This is a genomic window from Catenovulum sp. 2E275, assembly GCF_025515275.1.
Taxonomy (GTDB): domain Bacteria; phylum Pseudomonadota; class Gammaproteobacteria; order Enterobacterales; family Alteromonadaceae; genus Catenovulum.
Genome location: NZ_JAOPFU010000013.1, coordinates 1 through 20,374, shown reverse-complemented (window position 1 = coordinate 20,374; position 20,374 = coordinate 1). Strand labels below are relative to the sequence as shown.

Annotated in this window: 19 protein-coding genes and 1 rRNA gene; 5 read left to right on the top strand and 15 right to left on the bottom strand. The window is 37.5% G+C overall.

Annotated elements, in window-relative coordinates; all coding sequences use genetic code 11:
- Positions 1 to 4: 4 nt before the first annotated feature.
- Genes kdsB through N7931_RS08460 form a run of 5 tightly spaced genes read right to left on the bottom strand, consistent with a single transcriptional unit; the run spans position 5 to position 6,104 of the window.
- The gene (gene kdsB / locus N7931_RS08480; protein ID WP_262793364.1) at positions 5 to 769 is read right to left on the bottom strand and encodes a 3-deoxy-manno-octulosonate cytidylyltransferase; all 765 of its coding nucleotides are present in this window, start codon (positions 767 to 769) and stop codon (positions 5 to 7) included.
- Complete coding sequence (locus N7931_RS08475; protein ID WP_262793362.1) at positions 769 to 954, bottom strand: Trm112 family protein; 186 nt, start codon at positions 952 to 954, stop codon at positions 769 to 771. The genes kdsB and N7931_RS08475 overlap by 1 nt, the downstream gene beginning before the upstream one ends.
- The gene (gene lpxK, locus N7931_RS08470; RefSeq protein WP_262793361.1) at positions 944 to 1,933 is read right to left on the bottom strand and encodes a tetraacyldisaccharide 4'-kinase; all 990 of its coding nucleotides are present in this window, start codon (positions 1,931 to 1,933) and stop codon (positions 944 to 946) included. The genes N7931_RS08475 and lpxK overlap by 11 nt, the downstream gene beginning before the upstream one ends.
- Positions 1,933 to 3,702 carry a lipid A export permease/ATP-binding protein MsbA gene (msbA, locus tag N7931_RS08465; protein ID WP_262793359.1) on the bottom strand — a complete coding sequence of 590 codons (1,770 nt, stop codon included), beginning with the start codon at positions 3,700 to 3,702 and terminating at the stop codon, positions 1,933 to 1,935. The genes lpxK and msbA overlap by 1 nt, the downstream gene beginning before the upstream one ends.
- A 59-nt stretch (positions 3,703 to 3,761) precedes the next feature.
- On the bottom strand, positions 3,762 to 6,104 hold the full coding sequence (locus N7931_RS08460; protein ID WP_262793358.1) for a DNA internalization-related competence protein ComEC/Rec2: 2,343 nt from the start codon (positions 6,102 to 6,104) through the stop codon (positions 3,762 to 3,764).
- Positions 6,105 to 6,139: 35 nt separating this feature from the next.
- Between N7931_RS08460 and N7931_RS08455 the strand changes: the two genes are divergently transcribed.
- Entirely contained in the window at positions 6,140 to 6,673 is a 534-nt protein-coding gene (locus N7931_RS08455; RefSeq protein ID WP_262793357.1) for a DUF2062 domain-containing protein, read from the top strand.
- A gap of 9 nt (positions 6,674 to 6,682) precedes the next feature.
- On the opposite strand, the gene N7931_RS08450 is transcribed toward N7931_RS08455, so the two are convergent.
- Entirely contained in the window at positions 6,683 to 7,051 is a 369-nt protein-coding gene (locus N7931_RS08450; protein ID WP_262793356.1) for a hypothetical protein, read from the bottom strand.
- A gap of 94 nt (positions 7,052 to 7,145) precedes the next feature.
- Here N7931_RS08450 and N7931_RS08445 point away from each other — a divergent pair, with 94 nt between their 5' ends.
- The 3 genes from N7931_RS08445 to N7931_RS08435 all read left to right on the top strand — a co-directional run bounded on the left by N7931_RS08445 (position 7,146) and on the right by N7931_RS08435 (position 11,079).
- Positions 7,146 to 8,471, top strand: coding sequence for a DUF2254 domain-containing protein (locus tag N7931_RS08445; RefSeq protein WP_262793354.1), 1,326 nt, complete (start codon positions 7,146 to 7,148; stop codon positions 8,469 to 8,471).
- 135 nt (positions 8,472 to 8,606) lie between these two features.
- Positions 8,607 to 9,722 (top strand): phosphoserine transaminase, encoded by a 1,116-nt coding sequence (locus N7931_RS08440; protein ID WP_262793353.1) that lies wholly within the window; start codon positions 8,607 to 8,609, stop codon positions 9,720 to 9,722.
- A 187-nt stretch (positions 9,723 to 9,909) separates the two neighbouring features.
- Complete coding sequence (locus N7931_RS08435; protein WP_262793351.1) at positions 9,910 to 11,079, top strand: 3-phosphoglycerate dehydrogenase family protein; 1,170 nt, start codon at positions 9,910 to 9,912, stop codon at positions 11,077 to 11,079.
- 38 nt (positions 11,080 to 11,117) lie between these two features.
- On the opposite strand, the gene phoR is transcribed toward N7931_RS08435, so the two are convergent.
- The 7 genes from phoR to N7931_RS08400 form a co-directional block, all read right to left on the bottom strand.
- Positions 11,118 to 12,452 carry a phosphate regulon sensor histidine kinase PhoR gene (gene phoR, locus N7931_RS08430; protein WP_262793350.1) on the bottom strand — a complete coding sequence of 445 codons (1,335 nt, stop codon included), beginning with the start codon at positions 12,450 to 12,452 and terminating at the stop codon, positions 11,118 to 11,120.
- Positions 12,452 to 13,141 carry a phosphate regulon transcriptional regulator PhoB gene (gene phoB, locus N7931_RS08425; protein ID WP_262793440.1) on the bottom strand — a complete coding sequence of 230 codons (690 nt, stop codon included), beginning with the start codon at positions 13,139 to 13,141 and terminating at the stop codon, positions 12,452 to 12,454. The genes phoR and phoB overlap by 1 nt, the downstream gene beginning before the upstream one ends.
- 307 nt (positions 13,142 to 13,448) lie before the next feature.
- On the bottom strand, positions 13,449 to 14,918 hold the full coding sequence (gene der / locus N7931_RS08420; RefSeq protein ID WP_262793348.1) for a ribosome biogenesis GTPase Der: 1,470 nt from the start codon (positions 14,916 to 14,918) through the stop codon (positions 13,449 to 13,451).
- A gap of 126 nt (positions 14,919 to 15,044) precedes the next feature.
- Entirely contained in the window at positions 15,045 to 15,464 is a 420-nt protein-coding gene (locus N7931_RS08415; RefSeq protein ID WP_262793346.1) for a phosphate ABC transporter substrate-binding protein, read from the bottom strand.
- A gap of 11 nt (positions 15,465 to 15,475) precedes the next feature.
- The gene (locus tag N7931_RS08410; RefSeq protein WP_262793345.1) at positions 15,476 to 16,633 is read right to left on the bottom strand and encodes a porin; all 1,158 of its coding nucleotides are present in this window, start codon (positions 16,631 to 16,633) and stop codon (positions 15,476 to 15,478) included.
- A 95-nt stretch (positions 16,634 to 16,728) separates the two neighbouring features.
- Positions 16,729 to 17,454 (bottom strand): UDP-2,3-diacylglucosamine diphosphatase, encoded by a 726-nt coding sequence (locus tag N7931_RS08405; RefSeq protein ID WP_262793344.1) that lies wholly within the window; start codon positions 17,452 to 17,454, stop codon positions 16,729 to 16,731.
- A 101-nt stretch (positions 17,455 to 17,555) separates the two neighbouring features.
- On the bottom strand, positions 17,556 to 18,047 hold the full coding sequence (locus N7931_RS08400; RefSeq protein WP_262793343.1) for a peptidylprolyl isomerase: 492 nt from the start codon (positions 18,045 to 18,047) through the stop codon (positions 17,556 to 17,558).
- 136 nt (positions 18,048 to 18,183) lie between these two features.
- Here N7931_RS08400 and cysS point away from each other — a divergent pair, with 136 nt between their 5' ends.
- On the top strand, positions 18,184 to 19,584 hold the full coding sequence (cysS, locus tag N7931_RS08395; protein ID WP_262793342.1) for a cysteine--tRNA ligase: 1,401 nt from the start codon (positions 18,184 to 18,186) through the stop codon (positions 19,582 to 19,584).
- A gap of 29 nt (positions 19,585 to 19,613) precedes the next feature.
- Here cysS and N7931_RS08390 read toward each other — a convergent pair whose 3' ends face one another.
- Positions 19,614 to 19,985 (bottom strand): c-type cytochrome domain-containing protein, encoded by a 372-nt coding sequence (locus N7931_RS08390; protein WP_262793341.1) that lies wholly within the window; start codon positions 19,983 to 19,985, stop codon positions 19,614 to 19,616.
- 127 nt (positions 19,986 to 20,112) lie between these two features.
- Positions 20,113 to 20,227, bottom strand: a 5S ribosomal RNA gene (rrf, locus tag N7931_RS08385).
- Between the last annotated feature and the right edge of the window lie 147 nt (positions 20,228 to 20,374).

Here is a 20,374-nt window from a genome sequence, read left to right as displayed (position 1 = left end):
TCTTTTACTTCTTTTTATTTTTCAGATATTTAATTGCTTGTTCTAGATCATCAGGTGTATCTATTCCAGCAGGAGGTTTTTCGTTTGCAATACCGACATGAATTTTTTCGCCATGCCACAATACCCTAAGTTGCTCTAAAGATTCAATGGTTTCCAATGGGGAAGCAGGCCAATTTAGATACTGTTTAACAAAAGAGGAACGGTAAGCATATAGACCTATATGACGTAAATAAATAGGGCTAAGTTGTTTTATACTCTGCTTTGAAAACTGGTCTCTGTCATAAGGAATCGGCGCTCGACTAAAATATAATGCATAACCGTTTTTATCAGTCACAACTTTAACTGCATTAGAATTAAATATTTCTTCAGCATCTTCAATTGGGACCGCTAATGTAGCCATATCAGCTTCAGTATATAAAGCCATATTACTTGCTACTTGCTCGATAACTGCACTTGGAATAAAAGGTTCGTCTCCCTGAACATTAACTACAATCTCATCATCTTTAATACCAAGTGTTTGGATAACCTCACCAATTCTAGCTGTGCCAGATTGATGTTCTGAGTCCGTCATACAAATTTCAGCCCCTATTTTATCAGCTTCCTCAGCAATTCGGTCATCGTCTGTTGCAATTACAACACGATTCGCTGTAGTTTTTTTACACTGCTTATATACCCTATGCAGCATAGTTTTGCCTGCTATTTCAACTAAAGGTTTTCCTGGGAATCTAGTAGATGCAAAACGAGCGGGGATTATAATTGTGTAACTCATTATTCAACCTCTTCTAATTCAAGCGTACGAGCTTTAGGTTCAAGTAAAACAGGTATTCCATCTTTTACCGGAAAGCCCAAACGTTCACCTCGACACCAAAGTTCTGACAGTTCAAGTTGATAGTCTAATTTTCCTTTACAATTTGGGCAGGCAATAATTTCAAGTAATTTTTTATCAAATACCATATTGATTCCGTAAATGAGTAAGCTGGTTTAATAATAAACGAATAAATTCAGGGTCTGGTTTGATTGTTATTGGTAAAAACCACCAGTTTGGCTGTGCAAATGAATAACACTTCACTGCGTCTTTTTCAGTCATAATGACACCTGCACCTGTGCATTTGTCAAAATCTTTTAGCGTAAATTGATGATGGTCGATAAAGCTATATTTTTCAAGCAACTGAATATTTTTCTCATTAAGGGTCTGGTAAAAACGATTTGGGTTACCAATACCACAAACTGCATAATAAGCTAAGTTTAAGTCAAATTTTTGAACTGAGCCAGCCAAGATAGGTTTGGGCGGCAAAGCTTGTGTAGCAAATTTAAATTTACTGAATTCCGTTGGCTGCGATCCGTTTTGAATCACAAAAGGCGTGCTTGATAATCGCCACTTTCCTTCTCGTAGCGGTCCGGAGGGTAACAAACAATGGTTACCTAATTGCCTGCTGCCATCAATTAAAATAATTTCCAAGTCACGCTGAAGTTTGTAATGCTGCAGCCCATCATCACAAACTAAAATATTGCATCCCTGCGCCATTAATAAATTTGCACTTTTAATCCGATTACGACCAACAGCTACGGGCACTTTGCTATTTAACGCAATTAACTTAGCCTCATCTCCAACTTGTTGCGCTGTATCCTGAGTAGAAACAACTTTATTAATTTTACCTAGTTCACTACCATAACCGCGGTTAATTACCCCAGGCTTGAAACCCTGTTTTTGTAACTCAGCCACTAGCCATATTACAAATGGGGTTTTACCTGTGCCGCCAACCGTGATATTGCCAACGACCACAACCGGCACTGGCAGTTTATGACTTTTTTTAAGCCCTATTTTAAATAGCCAGCGGCGCAGCAGTGATAACAGCCAAAATAAACCGGATAACGGTAATAATCCATAAATCCAGTTATGCTGGCCGTACCAACCTTTTTCAAACCAATTCATTAATGTCCTACAAATTGAATATCATAAATTTGGCGGTAAACTCCATTTTGTGCCAACAAGCTTTGATGAGTGCCAGATTCAATAATTTTACCTTTGTCCATTACAACAATTTTATCGGCCTTTTCGATAGTTGATAGTCTGTGCGCCACCACAATTACGGTTTTATTATGGCTTAAACTTTCAATTGCCGTTTGAATTCGTTTTTCTGACTCAGTATCTAAAGCTGAGGTTGCCTCATCTAAAATCAGCACAGGTGCATCACGCAAAATAGCGCGGGCGATAGTAATTCTTTGCCTTTGTCCACCGGATAAGTTCATTCCGTTTTCACCTACCTGAGTATCTAACCCTTGCGGCATTGAATCTGTAAAATCAGTGACATAAGCGGCTTTAGCGGCAGCTTCAATTTGTTCACGGCTCACACTATCTAACATGCCATAAGCGATATTATTAGCAATTGTATCGTTAAATAAAATGACATGCTGAGATACCATCGCAAACTGCTGTCTTAACGAAGCCAGTTTAAGCGAGCGAATTGGCATCCCATCCAATTTAATGTCACCCGAATCATACTCATAAAACCGAGTTAATAAATTGGTAATAGTGGATTTGCCACTGCCAGATTTACCAACTAAAGCCACAGTTGTGCCTGGCTCAATAGTTAAATTAATATCGGTTAATGTTGGTTGTTCTTTACCTAAATAAGTAAAATTTAAATCACTTAGTTCAAGTTTACCTTTGGCCCGTTCAATCACTTTTTCGCCGCAGTCATTTTCAGCCGCTTCATCCAATAATTCAAATACACTGGCGCAAGCTGCCATCCCTTTTTGAAATTCACTGTTGACTGTGGTTAACAATTTTAAAGGGCGCAGTAAAGTCATCATACAAGTTAGTACAGTGGTAAACGCACCTGTTGTTAAGCTATCTAAAAAACTTGGATTACTGGCAATTAGTAAAACTGAAGCCAAAGCTAAAGATGCGATGATTTGAATAGCAGACACACTCAGCGCACGGGTGCTGACCAATTTCATCTGCTGCTGTCTGGTTTTACGGGTAATATCAGCAAACTTATCAGATTCAATATTTTGCGCGCCGTGCATCACCACAACTTTGTGACCATTAAGCATTTGCTCTGAAATTGAAGTCACATTACCCATTGCTTTTTGAATGCGTTTACTCACCATTCTAAAACGGCGACTAACATATTTAACAACCACGCCAACAACAGGCCCAATTACTAAAAAAACTAACGATAGCTGCCAGCTTAAATAAAACATCACCACCAGCAAACCTAAAACAAATGCGCCTTCACGTACTAATGTCATCAAGGCTTTGCTAGACGCCGCTTGCACTTGTTCAATGTCATAGGTGATTTTGGCGATCATATCGCCGGTTGAATTTTGATCGTGAAAAGAAACTGGTACTTTCATTAAATGATTAAACACATCTTGCCTGAGCTCATTAACAACATGTGTACCAACCCAACTTAAACTATAAGTTGCTATAAAATTAGCGATGCCACGCGCAATAAAAATAAAAGGAATAGCCAGCCCCATGTAAAATAGCAACTCACTATTTTTTTGAGTTAGCCCTTTGTCTATAAAGGTTTGAATTTGAGAAAAGAAAAATGCATCTATACTGGAATAAACAACCATTCCAACAATGGCTAGAATAAATCCAACACGATAATTTTGAGCATATTTGAGTAACCGTTTAAAAATAGGACCTGTAGAATCTGGCGCGATAGGTGGAGCAGTATAGTTTAGCTTCATAATCTGGCTTTTGGCGTTACGAATAATGAAAAAGACGCGCTATTCTAATCGCTATTTTGTTAAAGATCATCCTTAAAAATTTTCCCATGCCAAGGGAGTAAAAATGAATCAGCATAAGTGCTTAGCTTTATTCCTGATTCAGAGAGTTTAAATTGAATTTGCCCATGCTGGGCTGTATTTAAAAACGGAATATTAAATTGCCGATAACGCTCTGTGACTAATTTATTAGGGTGTGAAAATCGGTTAAATAAGCCACTGCTATTCACCGCCCAGTTAGGCGAAACGGCAGCGATAAAATCAAACGTAGACGAAGTTGCGCTACCATGATGAGGCACTAACATAATATCGGCTTTTAAATCTGTGCGATATTGCTGCGTTAAAAATGTTTCCGCTGGCGCTTCAATATCTCCGGTTAATAAAACCGAGTGCTGAGCAAAACTGACTTTAAATACGCAGGAATCATTATTCGTTGACTGGCCAGATAAAGCCAGCTGCTGTGTTGAGAAAAATTGCCAGTTAAGTCCTAAATAACCTTGCTCACTAAATGTTTTGCATTCTGCACTACCCTGCCACACTGGGACATGCGGATAATATTGCCGGATATATTTAAGTCCACCGGCATGATCTTTATCTGGATGGCTAATAACTACAGCTATCAACTGGCTTTGCCTGGCAATTAAAACTGGTTCAACCACAGCTTCAAATAAATTAAAACCGGATTGATACGCATCTCCGGTATCATACAAAACCGCATGATTATCTTTACTGATTAAAACGGCCAAGCCCTGCCCAACATCTAATACATCAAGCTGCCACTGTTGACTTACCGGTTTAAAATAAGCATAACTTAAGCTAATACAGCTGATGCTAATTAAAATCCAACTCTGCTTTTTAACTGGCATTAAATAAATCACAATGATTAATGTCAAAACAAGCAATAAAAAACCTAACCCTGTCAGATTAGATAAGGGGAAATAAGCATGATTAAACTCATTTAATCCATTGAGCCAATACCAAAGTAAATTTAAAAACCAATCTGTTAGCTTTAATAGCAGTTCCGAAATTGGATTGGCAACAGGCAAAAATAAAAGCAATAAAGCACAGATTAAAGACACTGGCAAAACCCAAAAACTAATTAAAGGGATTGCCAATAAATTCGCAAAAATACCAAGTAATGGAATATGTTGAAAAAAGATCACCTGAATTGGGATCAGTAATAAGCCCAACAATAACTGTAAGATAAAAAACTGTTTAATTAATAAAAAGCTGGATAACTTTAAATGCCAGCTAAACCACCAAATTAAACAGATGATTAACCCCGCAGCTATAAAGGATAACCAAAACGAAATAGCCAAACTACTTAACGGAAATATCACCAAAACAAGGCTACTTGAGACTAGAAACCGGAACCTTAACCTAACATGCCAATTAAACAGGCTAAACATGCTAAATGCCGTGATAAAAATAGCCGCTCTGATAGCTGCTAATCCAAACCCAGTAATAAAACAAAATAACCAGACAAAAATAAGAGCACACAATAAACTGGTATTTTCTAGGTTTAGTTTTAAAAGCAAGGCAAAGGGCCTAAAAACCAGTTTAAAAATCAGCCAGAAGAATCCAAATACCAAACCTAAATGCAAACCGGATACCGCTAATAAGTGAGCCGTTCCGGTTTGTTTTAATACTTGCCATTTATCATCAGGAATTAAGCCTCGCTCACCTAAAATAAGACCCATCATTAAATCCTGATGCTGATACTGACTTAATTTAATTTGATAAAAATCAAATAGCCTTTGCCTAAGTGCCGAGTCACTTTTCATCACATCCAGTTGCTTGATATAACCTGTCGCAACCATTTTTTCGCTGATAAGCCACTGCTGATAATCAAACCCTGCTTGATTATGTAAACCATAAACCGGCTTTAACCTAACCTTAAGTTTAAGCAAATCGCCTTGTTTTAACTCAATATTTGGCCGATACCATGATAGGCGGATTAAAGCAGGCACTAGCAAAGCTTGATAATCTTGGTTATTTGCGAGCTTACATTGTTCAACTATCAATAAATTAGGTGAATTTGTGCGGTTTTTAACATTTTTCAGGCAATTAATTTTTAAATTAAAACGAATTTGATCATTTTCATTTTTTATTAGTGTGCTGACTCTGCCTATTATGCTAATATCCCTGCCCACATCGGTATAGCTTGGTGTCCAAGGCGTGTAAACAATCATTGCCAAAGACACAATTAAAAAACCAAGTAAACCTGTGGCAAGCGCATAACGTCTTAAAACAATTAAGATTAATATCAGTCCAATTGTCACAATGCATTCATTAACCGAGAGTAAAGTCGGAAAAATGTTTGCAATAAAATTGCCGCCGATAAAAGCAAGTAACAACGCTTCCATGTGTTTAACCTAACTTTGATATTAGTAATGACTGTATGCCGAAAAAATTAATACAGCGATGTTTACCGGACCATCACAAAATTAAAAGCCAGAAGTCTCTGAAAATTTTTGGCACTTTATTGCATGATCCAAACCTATGGCATTTAAACCGTAAATCAGTTGCGGGGGCATTTGCTTTAGGCTTGTTTAATGCGTTTATGCCGGTACCGTTTCAAATGTGGCTCTCAGCCGCTGGTGCAATTTTATTCAGAGTAAATCTGCCCCTATCTGTCGTCATTGTTTGGCTAACGAATCCAATTACCATACCACCCATCTTTTTTGGTTGTTATTTATTAGGTGCAACTGTGCTAGGTATTGAGCCTTTGCAATTTCATTTTCAACTCAGTTGGGACTGGCTGGTACAAAGTATGTCGACTATCGGCCCTGCTTTGCTACTGGGTTGCTTTATCTGTGCGATTCTCTTTTCAACACTGGGTTATTTTTTAATGAATATTCTTTGGCGTGTCTCTGTACGTAAAAACTGGCAAAAGCGTCAGCAAAACAGAGTTGATAAAAGCAATACCGACTAACAATATTAACTATGTTTGCCGTTTTAGCCATTCAAAAGCTTTTTCTTTATTTTGAAAGCATTGGCACTTCCAATCTCGGCTCCGACTATAGTTAAATAAAGACTGAGTCGCTAAAAAACTAATTTTATTATAAGTTAAAAAAGCAAGAGCATTGATTTCTCTTAACGTCCCAATTTCCCTTATAGCTGCTTCATCGTAGCTATAAGAGTTGACTTTGTTAATCAATACATTAAATGGTGCTGTTAAATAATTTAATAAAAAACTATGGTATTCATCTACCTTAGGCAAATCCACCAAAACACCAGAATTAATAATTACTTCAACTAAACTAGAATCATGTATTATCAGTTTTGCAAAACTAAGTTCGTATTCTTTCACTGGCTTATTATCTGAATAAAATAATTAATATAGCTTAGTTACACTTAGTTGTCATTAAGAGCACTTTATCATTGAAATTAGATAAGGATTTCAAATGTTTACACCTAGGAAATTAGCGAAACACTACAGAGAATTAATTAGTAGCATAGGTTTTTTGCCATCGTTATTAAGTGTCGTATTTTTACTGTTTGCTTTTATCTGTATTATTTTGGAGTACCACCCTGTTTTTACCAAACTAAAAGAAGTGATTTCTTTTGTTTTGATAGACTCACCAGATAACGCCAGAACCATTTTAAGCATCTTAATTGGTAGCACTATTTCGCTGACTGTCTTTAGCTTTTCTATGGTGATGATAGTGCTAAACCAAGCGAGTTCTGCGCTCTCACCCAGAGTCATCCCTGGGTTAATTACCCGAAAATCCCACCAGATTGTCTTAGGGGTTTATTTAGGCTCCATCATTTATTCGATTATTTTATTAATTAACTTAAAACAAACAAATCAAGGTGTGCCAAGTTTAAGTATTTTATTTTCATTACTGTTTGGTTTGTTATGTTTAGCTTTATTTGTCTTTTTTATTCACTCAATATCCAAAGCGATTCAAGTCGATAATGTATTAAATGATTTGTTTATTCATACCAAAAACGAGCTTGACAATATAAAACAGCATCAGCAAAACACTGACTCTCCTGACATGCCGGATTTTAGCCAGTGGTATGGCATTAAAAGTAAATATGCAGGCTATTACAAAGGCGTTAATACCAATAAGCTTTGTAAAATATTGGAGCAAAATAATTTAAGATTATTTATTTGTGTCAAACAAGGCTACTTTACCGTTGAGGGTTATCCTTTTTTAAAGTCCAGTCAGGATCTATCAACAAACCCAGAGCTACAGGATGAAATTTTAAGTTGCTTTGTATTTTATGTAGAAGAGTTTATTAGCGACCATTATCGTTACGGTTTAACCCAAATTTCTGAAATTGCCGTAAAAGCAATGAGCCCGGGAATCAATGATCCCGGCACCGCACTTAAAGCAATTGATATGCTGAGCATATTATTAATTAAGCGGCTGGATATTAAAGATGTAAATTATTCCTTTAACCATGCAAAAGAGAAACCTTGGCTGTTTTTTCATGAAACCTCGCTAATGGAGTTATTGCACGATAACTTTAGTCCAATTCGTTATTATGCAAAAACCGATGCGGTGGTCATGTCTAATTTACTTGAAGCAATTAAAAATATTTTATTTGTGGCGCGGCAAAATCAAGAAGCGATAAACATATTATGCCAGTATTTAGAATCTGTTGTATTTGATATCAAAACTCATATCTCAAACCCGTTTGATTTAAATGAAATACAAGCAATGTTGACAGAAATTGAAGAGATCCTGCCCAAAAATCATCCGTGCCAGCTTAAAATTTAGTGAAAAATAACCAAAAGTTAAGGTCTGAAATTGAGCGAATAAGTCTGCTAATGACAAACAAATCTTGAGAGAAAATAAAAAATAAGGCAATATCAGCAAAATTTATTCATCACGAATTAACCCAAAGGATATTAAATGAAACCTAGCATCAAACCTGCTAATCCTAACTTTTCATCAGGCCCGTGTACTAAACGTCCGGGTTATAATTTATCTGCGTTAGATACTTCATCTTTAGGGCGTTCTCACCGCAGCAAATTAGGTAAAAATAAGTTAAAACTGGCAATAGATGAAACCGCCCGTTTACTTGAGTTACCACAAGGATACAAAGTAGGTATTGTGCCCGGTTCTGATACTGGAGCAATGGAAATGGCAATGTGGTCTTTATTAGGTGAAAGACCAGTTGATGTATTTTCATGGGAATCTTTTGGGGCCGGTTGGGCAAGTGATATAGCAAAACAATTAAAATTAGAAAATGCGCGTTCATTTAGTGCCGCTTATGGTCAATTACCGGATTTTAGTCAAGCAAATCCGGATCACGATATTATCTTTACTTGGAATGGAACAACTTCTGGCGTAAAAGTAAATAATGCAGATTGGATCTCAGATAATCGCACTGGTTTAACAATTTGTGATGCTACCAGCGCTGTTTTTGCGATGGAAATGCCTTGGGATAAAATTGATGTTGCAACTTTTAGCTGGCAAAAAGTATTAGGTGGTGAAGGTGCGCATGGGGTGATCGTATTAAGCCCAAGAGCGGTTGCCAGATTAGAAAGCTATACCCCAAGCTGGCCAATGCCAAAAATATTTATCATGGCTAAAGGCGGTAAACTGATCGATGGTATTTTTGAAGGCTCAACCATTAATACCCCATCTATGTTATGTGTTGAAGATTATTTAGATGCACTAAACTGGGTTGACCAAATTGGTGGCTTATCTGCTGCTATAGCTAAAAGTGAAGCTAATTTAGCTGTATTTAAAGAGTTTGTTGCTCAAAATGATTGGATTGAATTTTTAGCTGAATCAGACGATATTTGTTCAAATACCAGTGTTTGTTTCCAATTAAAAGCCAGCGAAGATCAAGTTAAAGCTATCATAAAATTATTGGATGATGAGCAAGTTGCTTACGATATTGGTGCATACCGTGATGCGCCTGCCGGATTGAGAGTTTGGTGTGGTGCAACCGTAGAAGAAAGCGACCTTAAAGCTTTATTGCCTTGGTTAAGCTGGGCATATCAGCAAGTAACAGCTTAGGTTAATTACTTTTCTAATGAAAAATGCCAGCGTGATGCTGGCATTTTTGTTGGTGCTGTCTAATTTTATTTTCTTTTTCCTGTTTGCCCTTTTACAAATTAAATGTTATTAATTTGTTGATTTAAAATCATTGAAAGTTTGCTGTCTTCAATCAGTCTGTTAAACCTTAAATGTAAGCACTAATAAAATGAAAACAATCAGAACTTATAATAATATTGCGGCCAAAGGGCTAAACCGCTTCCCGTCTCAAAACTATCAGGTGAGTCCAACCGAAAATGATCCTCAGGCAATTTTATTGCGCAGCCATAAACTCCATAGTGAAACTCTGCCAAAATCCGTTTTAGCTGTCGCCAGAGCTGGAGCTGGTGTGAATAACATTCCGGTTAATGATTATACTCATCAGGGCATTGTGGTATTTAATACGCCAGGTGCAAATGCCAATGCAGTCAAAGAGCTGGTGATGGCCAGTTTATTACTGGGCGCAAGGGGCATTAGCCAGAGCATGGCGTATGTTAAAAATTTGGCTGATATTACTGACTCCTCTCAATTACATACCCAAGTAGAAGCTGGAAAAAAACAATTTGGTGGTTTTGAGCTTGAAGGCAAAACTTTGGGGGTTGTCGGGTTAGGGGCGATTGGTGCAAAAGTTGCGAATATGGCACTTAATTTAGGCATGCAGGTTATCGGCTATGATCCAAAGCTCAGTGTTGATGCGGCATGGCGGCTTTCTAGCCAAGTTGCAAAAGCCGATAACTTAAACTCGTTATTGGCGCGTTCAGATTATGTCACTTTGCATGTACCAGCCATTGAAGCAACGATTGGTTTAATCAACCAGGAAACCCTGTCAGCAATCAAACAAGGCGCTAAATTAATTAACTTGGCCAGAGGCGAATTAATTAATGAAGCGGATGTGATTAATGCATTAGATAACGGCAAACTCGGTGCTTATATTGCAGATTTTCCGACTCAAGCTTTGATTAAACACGACAAAGTTATGTTATTCCCGCACTTAGGCGCCAGTACTGCAGAGGCAGAAGAAAACTGTGCTGTGATGGCGGCTGATCAGCTCATCGATTTTTTAGAAAACGGTAATATTAAAAACTCGGTGAATTTTCCGCATATCAGTATGGAAAGAACACAAGGTTACCGCATTACTTTTGCCAATGATAATGTGCCTAAAGTGCTCGGTGAAGTGCTTAATTTACTAGCTGATTTAAATATCAATGTGATTGATATGGTCAATCGTAGCCGAGACAACATCGCTTATACTATTTTAGATATTGATCAGCAGGCTCATCCTGATTTAATTGAAAAAATTGCTCAGGTTGAGCATGTGTTTCATGTAAGAGCGGTATAAAAAACCCGGCTTTATAGCCGGGTTTATCAATAAAATGATTATTGAATTTTGCGTTTACGGCGATGCGCAATGAGATCCGAGGGGAAACTAAAAGAAAAGCAACTACCCTCACCCACTTCACTATCAATCTCTAATTCTGATTTATGGTGTGCCAGTACATGCTTAACAATAGATAAACCTAAACCTGAGCCACCCGTTGAACGGGATCTGGCTTTATCTACCCGATAAAAACGCTCTGTTAATCTGGATAAATGCTGTGCTTCAATCCCATCACCATTGTCGGTGACAGCAAATTTAGCCTGCTGATTCACTTTACACCAGCATACTTTAATTTCACCGCCATTTGGCGTGTATCGAATTGCATTTTTAACTAAGTTAGTAAAAGCACTTCTTAGTTCATCTTCAATACCATGAATCAATAAATTTTGATCAATTTCAAACGTGATTTTATGTTGTCGATCTGAGTTTAACTGCTCTGCTTCTTTTTCTAATACCATCATCATCGCCGGAACATCCACTATATGCTCATAAACATTATCGCGGTTTGCTTCGATTCTGGATAATACCAGCAGTTGATTGACCAGATTGAACATACGATCACATTGATCCGACATCATACCAACCGCTCGGGTACTCGGTACTGCACCACCCATTTCAGGATCTTGCATCATTTCAAGGTAACCTTGCAATACAGTTAATGGCGTTCTTAATTCATGTGATACATTCGCAATAAAGTCTTTACGCATTTGGTTAAGGCGCTGCATTTGAGTCACATCACGCCCTAAAATAAGCAACTGGCCTAAAGCATAAGGCACCATTCTTATTTCAATTGTACTTTCACGATCAATCGGAGATGGCATTAAGACAGCTTCAACAGGCGCGTCCAAATTGAGTTTTTGCTGACTAAACTGTTCAATAAAATTAGGGTGACGTAACAGATTAGTAATTAATAAACCTGTGTCTTCTGGCCAACGTAAGCCAAAAACATGACGAGCAAGTTTATTACACCACAAAATTTGACCGTTAGACTGCACCACTACAGCGGCATCTGGCAGAGCTTCAGCGCCATCACGAAAGCGTTTTAATACTTGACCTAACTCTTTACGGCGAGAACGGTTTTTTTTCTGGAGCCGATAAATTCCATCAAAAACTTCGGACCAAATCCCGTTACTAGATGGCGGATAAAGATTTTTTTTACTCCACAACCATTCATTTAAACGAATTAAATTATAGCTGTACCAAGCAAATAAGCCGGCTAATAAAATAACAAATACAAGCAGTATTTGATCAATCAGCCAGCCAATAAATAGTGCGATACAAGCTAAAACTAAAAAGCGACTGAATGCGCTTATGTACTGGCTTGGCTGATTCATTATACTTTAGAAGAAAACCTGTAACCTGCACCACGTACAGTTTGGATCATTTGATCATGCCCATGCAACGAAATAGCTTTGCGTAAACGTCGGATATGAACATCAACCGTTCTGTCTTCAACATAAACATTCGTGCCCCACACATGATCTAATAACTGTTCACGACTGTAAACTCGCTCAGGATGTGACATAAAGAAATGTAATAATTTAAACTCAGTTGGTCCCATATCTAGGCCATCTTCATTAGCGCTAACACGGTGAGATACAGGATCTAATTTTAAGCCTTGAACCTGAATCATATCTTCAACACTGGTTGGAGCCGCACGGCGCATAACGGCTCTAATTCGAGCTAACAACTCTTTTGGTGAAAACGGCTTCGTCATATAATCATCCGCGCCTACTTCAAGGCCTCGGATTTTATCTTCTTCTTCGCCACGAGCCGTTAGCATTATGATTGGAATTTGACGGGTATATTCGTTTTGTTTAAGCTGCTTAGCAAGCTGAATACCACTTCCGCCCGGTAACATCCAGTCTAACAGGATTAAATCCGGATACGGTTCTACAATTTTATCAAGTGCTTCATTATAAGTTTCAGCTTCCAGCGTGTAGTAACCTTTTTGCTCCAATGCAAAAACCAACATATCGCGGATTGGCATTTCATCTTCTACAACAAGAATTCTGCGTGACATATTATTGGGTCTCATATAATCATTCATCCATTCGATTATCGTTTAGGTTTTTGACACTTTTATGAAATAGACGCAATATTTAAGACAAAATTGCAATAATTGTGTCACTGAGTTGGAATACCCGACTAAGTTAGTCCCTGATAATCAGTCATTTAAACTAATCAACTCAGTTTATTAAATTAAAACTGAAACAAAAGTGTAATATAAACCAAGGCTAGGTGTCAGTAAATTTATCACTTTATAGATAAAAATAAGGGAGAATAGTTTATTCTCCCTTAGCGTACTTTAAATTTGCTGAGTATTGAGCTTAACGCTTGCCAATACTAAACCTTTGCATGCGGCGACGGTTTCTGATTTGAGTTAAAGTTAACTTACTATCATCTTTAGTCGAAAATGGGTTGCTGCTTTCTTTAAATTCAATCCGAATCGGTGTTCCCATCATATCTAATGACTTTCTGAAATAGTTCATTAGATAACGCTTATAAGAATCCGGTAAATCACTCACCTGATTACCATGAATAACAATAATCGGTGGATTATGTCCGCCAGCATGTGCATATTTTAATTTAACTCGACGACCACGAACTAATGGCGGCTGGTGTTCATAAATTGCAGACTCCATTACTCGGGTCAGTAATGAAGTTGTAATTTTACGAGTCGCTGATTCATACGCTTCGGTAACAGATTCAAATAAATGTCCAACGCCGGTGCCATGTAATGCAGAAATAAAATGCAAACGAGCAAAATCAATAAAACCTAAACGGCGATCAATTTCAGATTTAATGCGCTCTTTTACATAAGTATCTAAACCGTCCCATTTATTAACAGCCAATACAACCGAGCGACCCGCGTTTAAAGTAAAACCTAATAAACTTAAATCCTGATCACTAATCCCTTCACGTGCATCAATCACAATTAATACCACGTTGGCATCTTCAATTGCTTTTAGGGTTTTAATAACAGAGAATTTTTCAACGGTTTCATTTACTTTTTTACGTTTTCTAACCCCAGCGGTGTCGATAATGACATAAGGTTGGTTATCCCGCTCCATCGGAATATAAATGCTATCCCGAGTTGTACCCGGCATATCAAAAACAATAACCCTTTCTTCCCCTAAAATACGGTTGGTTAAAGTTGATTTACCAACATTAGGGCGACCAACAATAGCCAGTTTAATCGCTTTAGGGTCAAGGTTAGCTAATTCATCGGTATTTTCGCTGTCATCTTCACTCTCGGCTTTTTGAGCTTTTTCTTCTTCAGACAATACTCGCATTTGAGGAAACTGCTCAACTAAAGGTGCAAGTGTTTGCTCAAGTAAAGCATTAACGCCACGTCCATGAGCTGCCGCAATTTGATAAACAGGGCCTAAAGCTAAACTATAAAATTCAGCAACGGCTGAATCGCCGTCAATGCCATCGGTTTTATTGGCAACTAAATAGGCTGGTTTGCTTATCTTTCTTAAATGATCAGCCAACATTTGATCCGCCGCAGTTACGCCATCACGTGCGTCTACCAAAAACATGACGACATCGGCTTCTTCAATTGCCTGAAGCGACTGCTCCGCCATTTTAGAATCAATACCTTGCTCATCACCTGTGATCCCACCAGTATCAATCACAATAAATTGATATTCGCCGTATTCAGCAGAGCCATATTGACGATCGCGTGTTAACCCAGGAAAGTTTGCAACCAATGCATCACGAGAACGCGTAAAACGATTAAATAAGGTAGATTTACCAACATTTGGCCTGCCAACAAGCGCCACAACAGGGATCATTAAGATTCTCCACAAAAAACATACAAGCTAAAATACTCAGCAGAGTATATCACAGCTTTAATGATTCACAGATAAGAAAAAACCGCCATACAGCGGTTTTAAGCTAAGAATTTCACTATGTTAGTATTACTCAAATTTAGTAATAACTTTTACCGATGAATCAATATTACTACTATCTACATAGCCGATCATATTTGGGTTGCTTGAAACCAGCTTGATCACTTCTTGTGCCGAATCAACCTCTTTAGGTGGTGTCCCTTTACCGGTAAATACCAGTTTTGACCAATATGCTTTTAACTGGCTGCTACTTTTATTTAGCGCCTTTTCGTTAAAACCATCTCTGGTGCTATTACTTTCATTTAAATTAATCGGAACTGCGGTTTCACCTGATGAGAAAGTCTTCTTTTTACCTAAAAAAATGCGTTCAATATCATCGGCTGAAATTTCTGCCGTATTAGACGGATGAACGACAACGGCAATTTCAGCAAAACTTTGACTACAAATAAATACACTTATCAAAAGAAAAACTTTAAAAATCTTGGACATTGTTTTGCTCCTTAAAATACCATATCTACTGCAAACGAAATAACTTGCGCATCTTGGGTATACTCACCGTTCCAAATCGTTAAATCGGCTTTAAAGCTAGCCGATGGATGAAAATCATAACGTGTGCCGATTGAATAATATTCGCCTTCTGCATCTTGCTCCTGACTTTGTAAAAATGTCTTAATACCTGCAAGTACATCAGCAGGTAAAACGCCACTTTCGACAGCCAAGTTATAACCGGTTGGATTCGCTTTATCATCAATTTTTTGATAAGTAATATAAGGGGTTAATACATCAAATCTATGCGCTAAAGACACATAGCTGCGGTATCTGTCCGCAATAAAAGAGTCATCTACTTTTGTTTGGGTAATTTCGCCTTGAAAAATCCAGTCTGATTTATCGACTCCAAAACCAATACCAGCAAATGAACTTGAATCTGAATCGACTTTAATTTGCTCTGCAGCATTGCTATTTCCAGTTAACATTAACGCCTGCAATAATTGGTTTAACTGCGGATTAGAAATATCAAAACTGGCTTGGCCTATCATATAAACAGCACGTAGATAAAGCCAATCATAAGTGGCTGATAAATTAAGCCCGTATAAATCATCTAACTCAGTATTTGCTGGAGTGCCTTCAACTTCAATTTCTTCAGAAGCGGTCCCTAAAGTTCCTTGCACTTCTATATCAAAATCGCCAAGAGTAGTAGAGTGTAAAATGCTTAAACCATCATACGAGCTATAAGGTAAATCATAAACAGCCTGAGGTGGGCGCACCCAAGTATAGGCATAACCAACATCTAAAAAATCTGAATACCTGAAAAACGGTAAGCGTAAACGGCCGGCATTAATACGGGTAGAGTCTGTTAGTTCATAAGACAAATAAGCCCATTCTACATCTACTTCAAAATCATCTCGACCGCGTGACATAAACTGAGCTGTTGCTGACAAGCCATCATCCAAATTAGCTGATGCCTGCAATGCAAATAAACTTTCATTTTTAAAATCAAGACTATCTTTATAGCCCATTACAGCTTCATTACTTTCTAAAGTAGTTCCAGCTGCAATACGGGCAAAACCATTAAAATTAATATCTGCAAATGCCGATATTGAAGTGAAATATAGTGCAGAACATACAGCAGATGTGCAAAACCCTAGTTTGTATCTCATAACGTCCCCGTTTTAGTGTGTCAGTTTTAACCTGAATTAAACTCAGTTAGCCTAAAATATGGCTAAGTAACTCAGCTTGTATTATCTCCAAACAACTAAAATTGTAGACTATACAATAGGTAACCGTCTTGATTTACTTCTAAAACACTTCCCTGGTCATACCAGTCACCAAGCACTATTCTTATTCCAGTGTTTTGCGCGATCGCATTTTGGTGAATAGCGGGTCTGTGAGTATGCCCGTGAATTAATATATTAACCTGATATGCCTGCATTTCATCAGCAACCGCTTGTTGACTCACATCTAAAATTGACATGTTTTGAATATTTTGCTGCTTTTGTTTACTTTTTGCCCGGCCTGCACCAAATATTTTCTCTCGCGTTGCTTTTGGCAATAAAGAAAATAAAAATTGAAGCCAAGGTTTTCGCACCCATTTACGGTAGCTTTGATAACTTTCATCCTGTGTACATAAGCTATCACCGTGCATAATTAATACTTTTTGCCCATATAGTTCAACAACACTGGGTTCTGGTAATAATTGCATGCCACAACGTTTTGCAAATTTTTTACCGACTAAAAAATCTCGATTTCCATGAATAAAATAAATAGGGCAAGTGTTTTCAGATAAGTCTTTTAATGCCAGTTCAATTGGTTTAAACCATTCTGATGGATGATCATCACCAATCCAATATTCTAAAAAGTCGCCTAGAATATATAAAGCTTGTGTTTGTCTTGGCAATTGATTAAGAAATGTTAACAGGGCTTGGTTAATATTCGGTGTTTGTTCAGACAGGTGCAAATCAGAGATAAAATATACAGACATTAATTAACCAAAATAAAGAATCATTTGAGTGACAGATAATAAAAAACCATTACTCATTTAACAAAAGTAAAAGTAGCCTGCTAGCAGGCTACTTAATGATATTAATCAATAATTGTTTCTTGAATCACAACATCTTCAACTGGCACATCCTGATGCATACCAGCATTACCCGTTTTAACAACCTTAATTTTTTCAACCACATCCATACCTTCAACGACTTCGCCAAAAACACAATAGCCCCAGCCATCCATGCTTTTACCACGAAAATCTAAAAAAGTATTATTAGCGACATTAATAAAAAACTGTGCAGTTGCTGAATGTGGATCCATAGTACGAGCCATCGCTAGCGTACCAATTTTATTGCTAACCCCATTATCAGCTTCGTTTTCGATTGGAGCGCGAGCCGTTTTTTCTTTCATACCCGCTTCCATTCCACCGCCCTGAATCATAAATCCGTTAATAACACGATGAAAAATAGTATTGTTATAAAAACCATCTTTTGCATATTGTAAAAAGTTAGCTGCGGTTTGTGGCGCTTTGTCTTCAAAAAGCTCAATTTTAATATCGCCAAAGTTTGTTTTAAACGTAATCATGAATCCACCTAAAATAGAAAAAAACTTATTTTAGCTTAACTTAAACATATCGAAAAGTGATTAACCTTTTAATGCCTGAAATGCTAGAATAGCAAATTCAAAATATTATTAGAGAATTCATTGATTAGAGAGTCTTATGTTGCAGATTTTTAATACCTTAACCCGTGAAAAACAAGAATTTAAGCCCATACAAGCTGGCAAAGTTGGTTTGTACGTATGCGGAGTTACTGTTTATGATCTGTGTCATATTGGGCACGCTCGAACCTATATCGCATTTGATAATATGGTCAGATATTTACGTGCCAAAGGCTTAGAAGTGACTTATGTACGTAATATTACCGATGTAGACGACAAAATAATCAAACGAGCAATTGAAAATAACGAAAGCTGCGAATCACTAACACAAAGAACAATTGCAGATATGCATCAGGATTTTGATTCATTAAATTTAATTCGCCCTGACATTGAGCCTAAAGTGACTCAACACATGGATGCTGTAATTGAGATGGTTAAAACTCTAATAACAAAAGAACATGCTTATGTAGCAAGCAATGGCGATGTTATGTTTAGAGTTAATAGTTTTGCGGATTATGGAAAATTAAGCAAACAAGATTTATCTCAACTACAAGCAGGAGCACGGGTTGAAACCGATTCGAGCAAAGAAAATCCATTAGATTTTGTATTATGGAAAATGGCCAAAGCAAATGAACCAAGCTGGCACTCGCCTTGGGGCGATGGAAGGCCCGGTTGGCACATTGAGTGTTCGGCCATGAATAGCATAGTTTTAGGAAATCACTTTGATATTCATGGGGGTGGCTCAGATTTGGCTTTTCCTCATCACGAAAATGAAATAGCGCAATCTTGCTGTGCACTTGATACACCTTATGTTAATTACTGGATGCATTCTGGTATGGTGCAGGTTGACCAAGAAAAAATGAGCAAATCACTCGGCAACTTTTTCACGATCCGCGAGGTGTTAGAAAAGTATGATGCCGAAACCGTACGTTACTTTTTATTATCTGGTCATTACAGAAGCCAGCTTAACTATTCCACAGACAATTTAGAACAGGCTCGTGCATCATTAGAAAGATTATACACAGCAATTCGCTATTTAACTGTCACTAAACATACCATAGAGCTGTCTGCAAACAGTGACAATATTTATATTAAACGTTTTGTACAGGCGATGGATGATGATTTTAATACCCCGATTGCACTGTCTGTTTTATTTGATTTAGCAAAAGAAATTAATCAAAACAAAGCAACTGACTCAAACAAAGCAACTGAATTAGCTAATCTATTAGTGAGTTTGGCTGAAGTTTTAGGTTTATTACAAAATTCAGCGGATGGATTTTTTCAGGGCAATCAGGACGATAGTTCAGATGAAGTTGCTGAAATTGAACGTTTAATTATTCAAAGAAAAGAAGCCAGAGCCAATAAAGACTGGGCAAAAGCAGACGAAGCACGTGATAAACTTAATGCCATGAATATTGTACTGGAAGATGGTCCAAACGGAACCACTTGGCGTAAAAAATAAATCGCTGGAAAATAAAGCTCTCAAGCCGCCTAATCGGGGGTGACTTGAGATCCTGAGTTTGTTTTATCTGCTTTATAATTAAACCTTTGCTCTAACCATAAATTTACCTCACGATAAGTATTATCATCTGGTATTAAAACATGCTCTTTTTCTGGCGGCATCTCTTTATGCTTTAGAGAATAAGCGACATCTTGCCATATAAGTGGATGATCATTTAAATTCCCCTCAACTATTTTTGTTAAATCCAAATTACCTTTCATTTTGTCTTCGTTATGGCAATCAACACAATATTCTTGCACTGTATCATATAAAATTGATGGCTTAATTGGGTAAATTGGCGCATCTGCTAATGGATTCGGTCTAGGAGTAGGAAAACAGCCAGTAAGAGAAATAAGTGCCATACAGGCACATAAAAATAAGCAAAAAATGTACTTCATTAATAAGTTCTAGTAGAGGTCAAAATCTGGTAGGTATTGTAATTAAATTTAAGATATAAAAAAACCCGCAAAAAGCGGGTTTAAAATAGGAACCTGACAATGTGCTACTCTCACATGGGAACTCCCACACTACCATCGCCGCTATTGTGTTTCACTTCTGAGTTCGAAATGGAGTCAGGTGGTGCCACAATGCTATTGTCGTCAGGAAAAACTGGTACTTATCGTTTTTCTTTTTATGCTCAGACATTATCTGAGTAGGAATTAAGAGCCTGGCAGTGTGCTACTCTCACATGGGAACTCCCACACTACCATCGCCGCTATTGTGTTTCACTTCTGAGTTCGAAATGGAATCA